At 72.3% G+C, this 13,147-nt stretch carries 12 protein-coding genes; 2 read left to right on the plus strand and 10 right to left on the minus strand.

Annotated features, from left to right (window positions below):
* Positions 1-13: 13 nt before the first annotated feature.
* The 8 genes from ACFUJY_RS05465 to ACFUJY_RS05500 all read right to left on the minus strand — a co-directional run bounded on the left by ACFUJY_RS05465 (position 14) and on the right by ACFUJY_RS05500 (position 7,651).
* Positions 14-1,288 carry a cytochrome P450 gene (locus ACFUJY_RS05465; protein ID WP_383294886.1) on the minus strand — a complete coding sequence of 425 codons (1,275 nt, stop codon included), beginning with the start codon at positions 1,286-1,288 and terminating at the stop codon, positions 14-16.
* Positions 1,285-1,899, minus strand: a complete 615-nt coding sequence (locus ACFUJY_RS05470; protein WP_383294889.1) for an ATP/GTP-binding protein — start codon at positions 1,897-1,899, stop codon at positions 1,285-1,287. The genes ACFUJY_RS05465 and ACFUJY_RS05470 overlap by 4 nt, the downstream gene beginning before the upstream one ends.
* Positions 1,877-2,230 carry a DUF742 domain-containing protein gene (locus ACFUJY_RS05475; protein ID WP_018105822.1) on the minus strand — a complete coding sequence of 118 codons (354 nt, stop codon included), beginning with the start codon at positions 2,228-2,230 and terminating at the stop codon, positions 1,877-1,879. Before ACFUJY_RS05475 ends, ACFUJY_RS05470 begins: the two co-directional genes overlap by 23 nt.
* Positions 2,227-2,652: a roadblock/LC7 domain-containing protein gene (locus tag ACFUJY_RS05480; protein WP_073966247.1), complete on the minus strand. Its 426-nt coding sequence runs from the start codon at positions 2,650-2,652 to the stop codon at positions 2,227-2,229. The genes ACFUJY_RS05475 and ACFUJY_RS05480 overlap by 4 nt, the downstream gene beginning before the upstream one ends.
* Positions 2,649-4,001, minus strand: coding sequence for an ATP-binding protein (locus ACFUJY_RS05485; protein WP_383294893.1), 1,353 nt, complete (start codon positions 3,999-4,001; stop codon positions 2,649-2,651). Before ACFUJY_RS05485 ends, ACFUJY_RS05480 begins: the two co-directional genes overlap by 4 nt.
* Before the next feature lie 62 nt (positions 4,002-4,063).
* Entirely contained in the window at positions 4,064-5,062 is a 999-nt protein-coding gene (locus tag ACFUJY_RS05490; protein WP_383294896.1) for an MBL fold metallo-hydrolase, read from the minus strand.
* Between the two features lie 278 nt (positions 5,063-5,340).
* Positions 5,341-6,516: a Gfo/Idh/MocA family protein gene (locus ACFUJY_RS05495; protein ID WP_383294899.1), complete on the minus strand. Its 1,176-nt coding sequence runs from the start codon at positions 6,514-6,516 to the stop codon at positions 5,341-5,343.
* Between the two features lie 334 nt (positions 6,517-6,850).
* Positions 6,851-7,651, minus strand: coding sequence for a DeoR/GlpR family DNA-binding transcription regulator (locus ACFUJY_RS05500; protein ID WP_383294902.1), 801 nt, complete (start codon positions 7,649-7,651; stop codon positions 6,851-6,853).
* A gap of 184 nt (positions 7,652-7,835) precedes the next feature.
* Between ACFUJY_RS05500 and ACFUJY_RS05505 the strand changes: the two genes are divergently transcribed.
* Complete coding sequence (locus ACFUJY_RS05505) at positions 7,836-8,720, plus strand: SIS domain-containing protein (protein WP_383294904.1); 885 nt, start codon at positions 7,836-7,838, stop codon at positions 8,718-8,720.
* Positions 8,721-8,809: 89 nt separating this feature from the next.
* Here ACFUJY_RS05505 and ACFUJY_RS05510 read toward each other — a convergent pair whose 3' ends face one another.
* Entirely contained in the window at positions 8,810-9,319 is a 510-nt protein-coding gene (locus ACFUJY_RS05510; protein WP_383294906.1) for a hypothetical protein, read from the minus strand.
* 106 nt (positions 9,320-9,425) lie between these two features.
* The gene (locus ACFUJY_RS05515; protein WP_383294908.1) at positions 9,426-12,161 is read right to left on the minus strand and encodes a cellulose binding domain-containing protein; all 2,736 of its coding nucleotides are present in this window, start codon (positions 12,159-12,161) and stop codon (positions 9,426-9,428) included.
* A 287-nt stretch (positions 12,162-12,448) separates the two neighbouring features.
* On the opposite strand from ACFUJY_RS05515, the gene ACFUJY_RS05520 reads away from it, so the two are divergent.
* Complete coding sequence (locus ACFUJY_RS05520; protein ID WP_383294910.1) at positions 12,449-13,117, plus strand: DedA family protein; 669 nt, start codon at positions 12,449-12,451, stop codon at positions 13,115-13,117.
* Positions 13,118-13,147 lie beyond the last annotated feature (30 nt).

A 13,147-nucleotide genomic window follows, 5' to 3' on the forward strand; every position in this document is an offset into this window, starting at 1 on the left:
GTCGAAACACGCCCTAGGAATCGATTGCCGCCGCCGGAATCACGTCCGAGGGGTCCGTGACCGTGATGGCGCCGCTCGGGGCGGCGGTGGTGTCCAGCGGGGTGAAGCGGATGGGGAGGTGCGCCAGCGCGCGGTGGAACGGGCCGGGCCGCCACAGCAGTTCGCCGGGCGCCACGGCGAGTTCCGCGTCGCACAGGAGGCTGGTGAGCTGTTCGATGGCGGTCATGGCGATGAGCAGGGCGGGCTGCTTGGCGGGGCAGCGGTGGGGGCCGGCCGACCAGGCGAGGTGGGCGCTGGCCCCGGACCGGAGGCCGTCGTCGGAGACGGGCGGCGGGGACTGGGAGTTGGCGGCGGCGTAGGAGACCAGGACGAGCTGTCCGGCGCGCAGCCGTACGCCGTGGAACTCGGTGTCGTGGCGCGGGTAGTGGGCCGCCAGGTTGGCGAGCGGCGGGTCGCGCCACAGCACCTCGTTGATGGCCTCGTGGGCGGTCATCGCGCCGCCGTGCAGGGAGCCCGCGTAGCGTTCGTCGGTGAGCATGTGGAGCGTGGCGTTGCCGATGAGGTTGGTCATCGGGTCGTTGCCGGCGCTCATCACGAGGGTGATCTGGCGGACCGTCTCGTCGTTGTCGAGCCCCGCCGGGTGGGCCAGGAAGTACGAGGTCAGGTCGCGGCGCGGCCGGGCGCGGCGGTCGGCGACGAGGCGGGTGACGACGTCGACCAGGTCGGCGTACGCGGCGGCGGCGTCGGCGGCCGAGTTCATCATCCCGGCGACGCCGTCCACGATGCGTTCGCCGTCCTCGGGGTCGGCGCCGAACCAGGTGACGAAGATGTGCATGGGGAGCCGTCGGGCGTACTGGGCGATGAGGTCGCCGCTGCCGGCGGCGGCGAACCGGCCGATGAGCTGGCGGGCGACGCGGGCGACCTCGGCGCGCAGGATGTGCGGTTCGATGAGCGCGAGGCTGTCGTTGATGGCCTCGCGATAGCGGGCGTGCACCGCGCCGTCGCTGAACAGGGCGGTGGGGCGGTGGCCGAGCACCGGCAGCACGGGTGAGTCCGGGGGGATGGTCGCCTGCCAGGCGCGGGGGTCCTTGCTGAAGGTGTGGGTGTCGCGGAGCAGGTCGATGGCCGCCTGGTAGTCCGTGACGAGCAGCGCCTCGACGTCGGGGGCGATGCGCACCGGGGCGAGCGGGCCGTGCTCGCGCAGGGCGCGGTAGTGGCCCTGCGGGTCGGCCGCGAAGGCCGGGCCGAACAGCGCGAGGGGCTGCGGCGGCGGTGCGTACGTGGTCATGAGGCGTCCTCGGGCTGCGGCATGCGGGTCAGCACGTGTTCGGCGAGTGCGATCAGGGCGTCGATGCTGCCGCGGCGTTCGCGCGCGTCGCACTGGATGAGCGGGGTGGTGTCGTCCAGGTCGAGGTGTTTGCGCAGGACGTCGTCGCTGTGGGCGGGGGCGTCGGGGAAACGATTCACCGCGACGGCGTACGGCAGTCCCTGCTCCTCGACCATGTCCATCACGGCGAAGGAGTCGGCGAGCCGCCGGGTGTCCACGAGGACGAGTGCGCCGAGGGCGCCGCGGGCGATGTCCTCCCACAGGGGCAGGAACCGCTCCTGGCCGGGCGTGCCGAACATGTAGAGCACGAGGTCGTCGGGGACGGTGAGGCGGCCGAAGTCGATGGCGACCGTGGTGGTGGTCTTGTCGGGGAGTCCGGCGGTGGAGTCGACGCGGGTGCTGGACTGGGTCATCGCCTCTTCGGTGTGGAGGGTGGCGATCTCCGAGAGGGTGCGGATCAGGGTGGTCTTGCCCACGCCGAAGGGGCCCGTGACGACGAGTTTCATCAGGGTCCGGGCGGCGGCCGGCAGGTAGCCGACGCCGGTCCGGTCAGGGGAGGGAGCGGAGTCCATCGAGCAGCCTCTCGACAAGCGACCTGTCGATCTGCCCGGCACTGGGTATCGGCGGTCGGGTGAGCAGTAGTCCGGTGGCCGCGAGGTCCGTGGCCAGGAAGACGGTGGCGCTGACCGGCAGGTCCAGGTGGGCCGCGCACTCGACGACGGTGAGGGCACCCGGTTCCAGCAGGTCGCAGAGTCTGCGGGCCTGGGTACCGGCGTCGTCGGGCACGGGCGCGTCGGTGCGTACGAGGACGGCGAGCCGGTCGAGGGCGGGGCCGGCGGGGCGGGACCGGCCGCCGGTGACCAGGTAGGCGGGGATCAGGCGGCGTGCTGGGCCGGGGGTCATGGCCGGGCGGCGGTGTCCGGTTGGCGGGCGGGTGCGTGCATCGCCCGGGTGAGCGCGGTGACCTGGACCTGCATCTGGTAGGCGATGTCACCGAGTTTGGCGCCGGGTTCGGCGAACAGGGCGAGGGTGGTGTTGCGGCCCGCCGGTACGACGATGGCGAAGCCCAGGTCCGATTCCACGACGGTCTGGGCCAGTTGCGGGGCCTCGGCGTCGGTGAAGGCGGTCGTGAAGGCGCGGGCGGCGGCGTGCAGGGTGGCGGTCATCGCGGCGACCCGTTCGCCGGAGGCCCGGTCGAGGCCGGGGGACGCGCCTTCGACCAGGCCGTCGCCGGTGGCGACCACGGCGTGCTGGACTCCGGGCAGCTCAAGCAGCGGGGTCAGCACCCATGCGAGGTCGCCTGAGGTGGGGCTGGGGGCGCTCACTTCTCGTCGTCTCCTTGGTCGTCCTGGTGGTCGGGGGCGCCGGTGTCCGGTGCGGGCGGCTGCCCGGTGACGCTCCTGCCGTTGAGGGTGCCCTGCTGGAGGGCCGCCCAGGAAGCCCCTGCCGCCTCCGGTGTACGGGGCATCCGGTCCGCGGCCGGTTCGGCGGCCCGGGCGGCGGTGGCCGCGGCGGGTGTGCGGCGCGGTGCCCGCCGCCGCCGGCTGGGCAGTCCGGCGGGCTCGGCGGCGGCCGGTGCGGGGGTGTCCGTTCCGGTCGGGGCGGGCTGGGCCGGGGCGGCGCCCGCTACGGGGGCGGGGGCGAGGGCGGAGAGGTTCCGGTCCTCGTCCAGCACGGTGAGCAGGTGGGCCGGGACGCGCAGGATCGTCCGCATGCCGCCGAACGGGGACGCCTCGATGTGGCATTCGAAGCCGTACTGCACGACGAGCCGGCCGACGACCGCGAAGCCGGTCTGCGGTGGGTCGCCCAGTTCGGTGAGCAGGACCTCGGCCGGGCCGGCGAGCAGGGCGCGGGCTCGTTCGAGGGCGTCCTCGTCCATGCCGATGCCGGCGTCGTCCACGACGAGGAACGCGCCCCGGCCGCCGCTCTGCTGGACGGTGACCTGGACGTCGGTGTCGGGGTGGGAGTACGCGGTGGCGTTGGCGAGGAGTTCGGCCAGGGCGATGGCGAGGGGTTCGGCGGCGCGGGCGGCGAGCGCGAGGCGTTCGTCGCGCAGGTGGTTGGAGACCTTGATCCGCTCGTAGCCGGCGACGCGGGACTGGGCGCCGAGGACGATCTCGACCAAGGGGGAGTTCTGGCGGGCGAGGCCGGGCCAGGCGTCGCACAGGACGGCGGTGGACTGGGTGCGGCGCAGGGCGAGTTCGTTGCGGAAGTCGAGCTGGAGGATGCGCGGGTCGTCGTACTCGTGCTGGAGCTCGTGCAGCAGCTGCTGGGACTGGTTCAGCAGGGACTGGATCTTGGCGGAGGTGCCGCGCATCGCGGCGCGGGCCGCGGCGTCGACGCGTCCGCGCTCTTCGAGGACGGCGGTGCGCGCGGCCTGGACGGCCTCGGTGAGCAGGAGGGCGGCGCCGCCGTCGACCTCGGCCGCCTCGCGCAGTCCGGGGACGGTGGCGCTGGGGTGGGAGAGGGCGAGGGCGGCGGCGGGTATGCGCCGGCGTGCGAGCTGACGGATCTCGTCGAGGAGGGCGGCGGTGCGGGCCTCGGCGGCTTTGGCCTGGCGTTCGGCGAGTTCGGCGCGGGTGACGGCCATCTGCTCGGAGAGGCCGGTCCGGTAGGCGCGGGTGAAGCCCGCCACCGCGGCGACGACGGCGATCAGTGCGACGATCCATGCCATGCCGTTACCGCGTTTCTCTCGTCGGGTCGGTCCGCCGTCGCGCGTCGGGCGGGACCGCGCGGTCAGCCCGCGCTGCCTGCCGGCTCACTGACCTGCTCCACTTCGTGTGCGACGGTGGCGACGTCGGTCATGACCTGGACCACGCTGGGCCGCTCCGAGCCGTCGAGCTGCCGGTATTCGCTGCCGATGGTCACCACCAGCCGTTCGGGGAGGCCGAGTCCGGGGTACCGGCCCTCGGCGATGACCTGGCGGGCGGCGTCGATGGAGGGGACGCCCGCGGCGTGCAGGGTGTGGGCGCGCTCGCGGATGTATGCGAGGTACGTGATGTGCTCGCGGACGCCGGCCCGGTCCAGGACGGGGCCGTGACCGGGGATGATCGTTTCGGCACCGGTGGCCAGCACCTGTTCGCAGGCCCCGATGATGTTGCTCAGCGGGCCTTCCCAGTGGATCGGGTGGTCGCCGGGCTGTTCGGGGGACGACGAGAAGATGATGTCGCCGCTGAACACGGTGGACTGGGCGGGCAGGTGGACCATCAGGTCGCCGGTGGTGTGCGCGGGCGCGAGCGAGGTGATCTGCACCGGGTAGTCGCCGAGGCTCAGTTCGAGCTCGCCCGTGAAGTAGGTGGTCGGCCGGACGGGCTCGGTCCGCGACCAGTCGAACGGGCCGAAGTGGCGGGCGAGGTAGGCGCCGAGCGGGGTGGCCGGGTCGCCGCCGGTGACGAGCGCGTGCTGCTGCTGCGGCGAGGGCTCGTAGTGGATGTGCTCGCGGGCCTCGCGGGTCACGATGATCTCGGCGTCCGGCAGCACGCCCGCGCCCCAGAAGTGGTCGCCGTTGGCGTGCGTGACGATCACCCGGTCGATGGTGACGCCGTCGGGCAGCCGCTTGGTGGACTCGGCGAGGAACTGACCGGCGAGCACGGGGTCGTACGGGGTGTCGATCCACAGCGCGCCACGGGGGGAGACGAGCAGGCCGCAGTTGGCCAGCCCCCAGCCACGCTTCGGCGGGAGCCAGGCGTACAGGCCCCTGCCAAGGTCAACGACATCCCCACCCGTGATCGACATGGACGCGATTATGCCGACCGGTTTCCGGTCGCGCGTTCGAGACCGGCCATACGGACACGCGATTGGCTTGAAACAGCCCTTGACCGGTCGCGCGGGCGGCCGGGTGGTGACCGTACGAGACCACTTCGGACCGGCTTCGTCACTATTACGGGATACGGCGCTGTCAAACCGGAAGGGGCCGATTACCCATTGAGCATGGCTGAAAACAGATGACGAAAGGTCCCCGGCGCAACCGCGTGGAGCGGTGCGCCGGGGACCCGTGGCCCAGGGCCTGAGCGTCAGGAACGGACCTGGCCGCGTTCGAAGTACGCGATCAGCTCGGGGTCGAGGGGCGGCACCTCGTGGGGGGCTCCGCCCTCGCGCAGCGAGCGGGTCGCGAGGACACCGGCGGCGACGCTCATCCGGGCGGCGACCGGCGAGGTGTCGGTGACTCCTCCCTCGCGGACGAAGCGGACGAACTCCCGCATGATCCCGCTGTCGCCGCCGCCGTGGGAGCCCTTGGCCTCGGGCACCCGGTAGGTGATGTCGGCGTCGGCTCGGTAGCCGCTGGGGCCGCTGTTCCAGACCTTGACCTCGTCGCCGGGGCCGTCACCGAAGTTCTCCAGCCGGCCCTCGGTGCCGATGACCGTGTAGTTGCGCCAGTAGTCGGGGGTGAAGTGGCACTGCTGGTAGGCGGCCACGACGCCGTTGTCGAGCTGCATGTTCATCACCGAGACGTCCTCGACGTCCACGATGTGGTGCAGGTCCTTGCGGGCCGTCGGAGGCCAGTCGAACTCGCGCAGCCAGTTCTCGGGGCGCGGGGTGTCCGGCGCGCGGCGCGGCAGGTTCCCGTAGACGAGCAGGTCGCCCAGGGCGTTGACGCGCCGCGTGTAGCCGCCGGCCAGCCAGTGCAGCACGTCGATGTCGTGGGCCGCCTTCTGGAGCAGCAGACCGGTGGTGCGGGTGCGGTCGGCGTGCCAGTCCTTGAAGTAGTAGTCGCCGCCGTAGCCCACGAAGTGGCGCACCCAGACGGTCCTGGGCTCACCGATGTCGCCGCGCACGATGATGTCGCGCATCAGCCGGACGACGCCCATGTGGCGCATGTTGTGGCCGACGTAGAGCCGGCTGCCGGTCTCGTACGCGGCGCGCAGGATGGTGTCGCAGCTCTCGACGGAGATGCCGAGGGGCTTCTCCACGAAGACCGCCTTGCCGGCCCTCAGGGCGTCGACGGCGATGGTCTCGTGGGTGTCGTCGGGGGTCGCCACGATGATCGCGTCGAGGTCGTTCCGGCCGAGCAGCGCCTTGTAGTCCTCGACCGCGGTCTCGGCGCCGAAGTGCTCGGCCTCGCGCCGGCGCACCTCCGGGTCGAGGTCGCAGACGGCGGTGATCGCCGATCCCTTGCCGGGGTGGTGGGCCGACATCGCGATGGACCGGCGCAGGCCGAGCCCGATGACGCCGAGTCGCAGGTCTGACACGGGATTCCCTTCAGTTGGTGCGGGTCGTGCGGGCGGAGGCCGCCTGCCGGCGAACGGCACGATGCGCCGCACGGGAAGTCGTACGAGGAGGCTCCGCGGCGACAGGCACATAGTTCACGACCGCGCACCGTTGTGGCAAGAGTTGTTCATTTCAGGGAGCCAACGAACATCTACGGGCACGCGGCACCGGAATGCGTGGTGCTTCCGTCGATACCGCCGCCCCTCGTGCGTGGTGGTGCCTGATCGCGCTCCCCTTCACGCACCGGGGCGCGCACGCAGGAGCGGGCCGCCGCGCGTGGTGCGCGCGGCGGCCTGCTGCGGGTACGACCAGGGGTCAGACGGCGATGACCGTGACACCGGCTTCGGTGAAGCGGGCGGACGCCTCGGGGGCGATCCCCCGGTCGGTGACCAGGAAGTCGACCAGGGAGAGGTCACAGACCCGGGCGAAGGCCCGCTTGCCGATCTTCGAGGAGTCGGCGGCGACCACCACGCGCTGGGCCTGCTGGGCGAGCAGCCGGTTGATGCTGGCCTCGCCCTCGTGGTGCACGTACGCGCCGCGTTCGGTGTCGATGGCGTTGACGCCGAGGACGGCCACGTCCAGCGTTATCTCGCCGAGCACCCCACTGGCCAGCGGGCCGGTCAGCTCGTAGGACTGGGGCCTGGCGACCCCGCCGGTGACGACCATCTTGATCTGCGGCCGGATCACCAGCTCGTTGGCGATGTTGAGGGCGTTGGTCACCACCGTCAGCGTCGGCTGCCCGGACGCCCCGCCGGCCCCCTCCCCCACCAGGTCCGCGCGGACGGCGAGCGAGCGGGCCACCTCGGTGATGGTGGTCCCGCCGGTGAGGCCGACCACCTCGCCGACCGCGACGAGTTCGGCGACGGCACGGCCGATGGCCTGCTTCTCCGGCGCGTTGCGGCCCGTCTTGTAGCGGAGGGCCAGCTCGTAACTGACGCCGTGGGCGATCGCGCCGCCCCTGGTACGGGTGAGCAGTTGCTGCTCGGCGAGCTGGTCCAGGTCCCGCCGGATGGTCGCGGCCGAGACGTCGAGCGTCCTCGCGGCGTCCTCGACGTCCACCCGGCCGTGCTTACCTACGAGTTCCAGCAGTGCGTTCCACCGGGCATCCCTGGACAAGGCGGTTCTCCTCACGGGTCCGGGCTGCGTGCGCCCGTCCCCTTGGGCGCGATCACCGGACAGGCGCAAGCGTCGCACAAGGCTCCCGCGAGTCAAGCCCCGTGCAAGCAGAATGCTTGATAATGCTCGCTCATCGCGGGTAACGTGCGTAATCGAGCATCCCCTCACCAGTACGGAGCGCAGAGTGTCATTTGTCGAGATCGAGATCGCCAGTCAGCCGGAGTGCTGGCGCCGCGCCGCGGAGCTGGCACCGAGTCACGCGGCCGTGCTGCCCGCGCCCGGCGAGCGCGTCGCCGTCGTCGGCTGCGGGACCTCGTTCTACATGGCTCAGGCATACGCCTCGCTCCGCGAGGAGTCGGGACAGGGCGAGACCGACGCCTTCGCCGCGTCCGAGTTCCCCGGCCGCCGCCGCTACGACCGGGTCGTCGCGCTCACCCGCTCCGGCACCACGACGGAGGTCCTCGAACTCCTCGGCCGGCTGAGCGGCACCACGCCCACGGTGGCGATCACCGCCGCCCCGGAGACCCCGGTGATGACGGCCGCCGACGCGGTCGTCGTCCTCGACTTCGCCGACGAACAGTCCGTCGTCCAGACCCGGTTCGCCACCACGCTGCTGACGCTGCTGCGCGCGCACCTCGGCCTGCACACCGACGCCGTGGTCCGGGACGCGGAGCGGGCGCTCGCGGAGCCGCTGCCGGAGGGCCTGGTGGACTGCACGCAGTTCACGTTCCTCGGGCGCGGCTGGACGGCCGGGCTCGCGAACGAGGCGGCGCTCAAGATGAAGGAGGCGTCGCTCTCCTGGACCGAGTCGTACGCCGCGATGGAGTACCGCCACGGCCCGATCTCCATCGCCACGGACACCACCGCCACCTGGATGTTCGGCGCCGCGCCCGAGGGCCTGCGCGCACAGCTCCTGGAGACCGGCGCCCGCTGGGTGGCGGGCGACCTGGACCCGCTGGCCGACCTGGTCCGCGTCCAGCGCCTGGCCGTGGCCCGCGCCGCCGCCCGCGGCCTCGACCCGGACGCCCCCCGCCACCTGACCCGCTCGGTGGTCCTGGCGGACGCCTGATCCCGCCGTACCGCGCCGCGTACGCCGGACGGGCCGGGATGCGGTCCGTCCGGCGCACGAGGACCGGGGTCCGGGGGCAACGCCCCCGGTCAGGACTCCTCGAAGTGGGCGTCCAGGACCGCGTCGAAGCCCTCGGTCCACTCCTTGAGGCTGCTACGGGACGTCGCCTCGACCTCGCCGTTGAACCAGCGCTGGGACGACAGGTGGACGGTGACGGTGAATCGGCGCCCGAAGCGGGCCGGCTTCAGCTCGACCGCGCCGATCTCGTCCCAGCCGAAGTCGGCCTGCTGGTCGTCGAGCGTGAAACGGACACCCCCGGGCCCGGCCGAGATCGAGCCGCGCCGGTCGCTCACCTCGAACGACGGCCCCTCGGCGGCCTCTTCGTCGGTTTCCTCCTGCTCCTCCTCGTCCTCCTCCTGCGCCACGGGCGCCTCGTCGGCCGGCTCGGCGACGGCGTCCGCCGGGGCGGGCTCCTCAGTGTTCTCCGGCGCCTCCTCCACCTCTTCGGCGGGTCGGGGGGTCGTGAGACCGGGGATGTACGCCGGGTCGGTCCCTGCGGCGTACGCGGGCTGGGTCTTCGGGTCTATGCGCTGGTCCACGGCGGGCAGTATGGCCGACGAACCTGTACGGGGCCAGTAAGGCCGTGCCGGGGGACGGGCCCGGGCCGCCCGGCCCGCCCCCCGACGCGGGGCCCCGCGCCCCGCGTCAGCCGGTGGCGCAGACCTCCTCACCGAGCGAGAAGGTGTCCGGTGCCGTGTTGCCGCCGCTCAGCGTGCCCGTGAAGCCGAAGCCCGCGGACGCGCCCGGCGCCACCCGGCCGTTCCAGGAGACGTTGGTGGCCGTCACCTTCGCCCCGTCCTGCGCGGGCGTCGCGTTCCACATCTGGCCGACCTTCTGCCCGTCCGGGAACGTCCAGGCGAGCTTCCAGCCGTCCAGCTCCGTGCTGCCCGTGTTGGTGAGCGTCACATCGGCCTGGAAACCGCCGGACCACTGGTTGGTGACCTTGTACGTCACCGAACAGGCAGCGTCCCCGGGGTCGGTGCCCGGGTCCGTGCCCGGGTCCGTGCCCGGATCGGTGCCCGGGTCCGTGCCCGGGTCCGTGCCGCCCCCGTCGCCGTCCGAGGAGTCGCCGTACATGATCCCGCGGCCGTTGGTGGACACGTACACCCGGCCGAAGACGCGCGGGTCGCCCGTGATCGCGGCGCCGGTCCAGCCCCACTGGTGGGCGTCGTCGTTGATGCGGGTCCAGGAGGCGCCCGCGTCGGTCGACCGGAAGATGCCGCGCACCCCGCCGATCTTCGCCGACACGAAGATCGTCCGGTACGAGGCGCCCGCGGCCGCCTTGCCGAAGCCGACGGAGTCCGCCTCGTCGACGCCGCTCAGCCTGGTGAAGGTCGCCCCCGAGTCGGTGGAGTGCCACAGGCCGTAGGCGCCCGTCGTGGCGCCGCCCGCGAGCCAGATGTCGCCCTCGGTGCCGGGGACCGCCTTGAAGCGGACGTTGCCCTCGGTGGGCAGGCCGCTCGACGCCTTGGCCGTGAACGTCGCGCCGCCGTCCGTGGAGACGTAGAAGGTGCCGGCCTTGAACCCGTAGAACTTCTTCGGGTTCTTCCGGTCCGACTCGACCGTCGCACCCTGCGGAATCCCGGTCGACGCCGACCACGCACTCCCGTACCCGGTCGTGTGGTGGACGCCGGCGCCCTCGGGGCTCCAGACGAAGCCGCTCGCGTCGGCCGCCGCCGCCACCGTGCCGCCGCCGGTCACCCCGGACGGCTCGGAGCCCTGGAACCAGTTGGAGCCGTTGTCCGTCGAGAAGCCGATGTGCGGGGCGGCGTCGGCGCTGCCGACCCGGACCACCGTGTTCGGGCTGCTCTCGGCGAAGTCGATGCTCGTGGTGGAGGTGAGGTTGGGCGAGGTGAACATCATGTCCGGCACGGTGTCGAGGTCGGTGTGCCGGAAGCCCCCGATGTCACCGAGCGCGCTGAGCAGCGGCGCCCCGGACGGCGGGCTGGCCAGGTCGTTGACGGCGGTCTCCTCCAGGCCCTTCACCATCGGCGTGATCTTGAACTGGCTGCCGGAGTCCCAGTTGGTGAGGTTCTCGGTGCCGTAGATCGTCGCGCCGGTGCCGTACATCATGCGGTTCGAGTCGAACGGGTCGATCTCCAGCGCCTCCGTCATCCAGCCCAGCTTGGGCGTGGTCTCCGGCGGCGACGGGTTGGCGCCCCAGGTCAGCCACGGGACCGAGGACACGTCCTGGGTGAAGCGGTTGGAGCGGTTGGGGTAGCTGGTGTACTCCCACGCCTGGGTCCAGGTCGCGCCGCTGTCCGTGGAGCGGAAGATCTGGGTGTCGGGCCACCAGGAGCTGTACGCGGTCGCCATCACCGTGCCGGGATGCTGCCGGTCCACGGTGAGCCCGCTGAAGCCGTAGTAGGTGTCCGCCTCGGCGACCGGGCTGACGTCCTTCCACTCTCCGGTCGCGGTGGTGTAGCGCCAGATCTGCCCCTTGCCGCCGTCGTACGGGCCGCCGGTGTCGCTCAGGGTCAGATACAGGTAGCCGTTGTCGGAGTCGAGTACGCCCTTGTGCGCCAGGTATCCGGTCGGCTGGCCCGCGATCCGCGACCAGCTGGTCCCGCCGTCCGTGGAGCGGTAGACGGTGTTCTCCTTGTCGGCGACCCCGACGTAGATGTCCTGGGTCGCGCTGCCCGCGCTGCCGGTGCGCTCGTCGAACGTCACCCAGACGATGCCCTGGTTGTCGTTGCCGTAGCCGCTGGTGTCGGTGGGGTCCTGGGCGTAGTCGCCCGGGTTGGGGAAGGCCGTCACCTCGGACCAGGTGGCGCCCGAATCGGTGGACCGCCAGAGGCCGTTGCCGCTGGGCGCGCCGAGGTACAGCACGGAGTTCTTGTTCGGGTCGACCGCGAGGCGTTCGCCCATGCCCCGGCCCGGCATGTTGCCGCCGAGCTTGAAGGGCAGCGTGCTCGCCTTCCAGGTCGCGCCCCGGTCCGAGGAGCGCAGCACCGCGCCGTTGGTCGGGTCCCAGTCGTTGGTGTACGTGCCCACGGCGGCGTAGACCTTGTCCGGGTCGACGGAGTCGGAGGCGAGGCTCACCACTCCGGTCCAGCCCCAGTGGTCCCAGTCCACCCAGTCGAGCAGCGGCTTCCACTGCTTGCCGGCCTGGTCCCAGCGGTAGGCGCCCCCGATGTCGGTACGGGCGTAGGCGAGGTTCTTCTCGGACCGGTTGAAGACGATCCCGGGGACGAAACCGCCGCCGTCGATGCGGACGTTCTTCCAGTCGTATGTGTCCGCCGCGAGGGACACATCGGATGCCTGGGTGGCGGGCGCGGCGTCGCTGTCCTGCGCCGACGCCGGGGCGCCGGCGGCGAAGAGCCCCGCTGTGAGGGTGAGTGCCGCCACCAGGGTGGCAAAGGGTCTTGCGCTTGAGCGCACGGAAACGTCCTCTCCGAACAGGGTCCGCCGACAAGGGCGGTCAAGGGCGTGAACGGATGTGGGAGCGCTCCCATTTCGCGTCCCGATGGTAGCGGCGTCGCCCCTCCGGGAGAAGAGAAGAGGCAAGGTTCATCGGATGACTCGGGCGTGCTGCCCTCGACGGGCGTCCCTGCGGTAAACCACACCCCGGACGGCGGCGACCCTCATACCGGCGCGGTCCGGGGCTTCCTAGCGTGGCTGGGAGCCGGGGCAGGGCGCCCCGGCGGCCCGTCCGTCTGGAGCCCCGCATGCACCCCGTCCCGCTCGCTCTCCCCCAGGAACCCGCCGGAGGTTTCGCCGGCTGGGCGGCCGACCTCATCGACACCCTCGGCGCTCCGGGGGCAGGTCTGGCCATCGCCCTGGAGAATCTGTTCCCGCCGCTGCCGAGCGAGGTGATCCTGCCGCTGACCGGGTTCGCCGCCGGCCAGGGGGTGCTGTCGCTCGCCTCGGCACTCTTCTGGACGACACTCGGTTCGGTGGCGGGGGCGGCGGCCCTGTACTGGATCGGGGCGCTGTTCGGGCGCGCCCGGGTGCACGCCCTGTGGGCGCGGCTGCCCCTGGTCGGGGCCGCCGACCTGGAGCGCACCGAGGCGTGGTTCCTGCGGCACGGCACGAAGGCGGTGCTGCTGGGCCGGATGGTGCCGATCTTCCGGAGCCTGATCTCGGTGCCGGCGGGCCTGGAACGCATGCCGCTGCCGACGTTCCTCGGGCTGACCGCGCTGGGCAGTCTGGCGTGGAACTCCGTTCTGGTGCTGGCGGGTTACTGGCTCGGGGACCAGTGGGACACCGTCGGCGACTACGTGGGCGTGCTCTCCGAGGCGGTACTGCTGCTGGTCGCGGTGGCGCTCGTGCTGTACGTCGTCGTGCGCGTCCGGGCCCGCGCGGCGGGGCGGGCGAGGCACCGCCGGGGCGCGTGATGCCGGGGAGCGGGCCGGGAACTATGGTTC

The organism is Streptomyces sp. NPDC057249 (genome assembly GCF_042669245.1).
Lineage (GTDB): Bacteria > Actinomycetota > Actinomycetes > Streptomycetales > Streptomycetaceae > Streptomyces.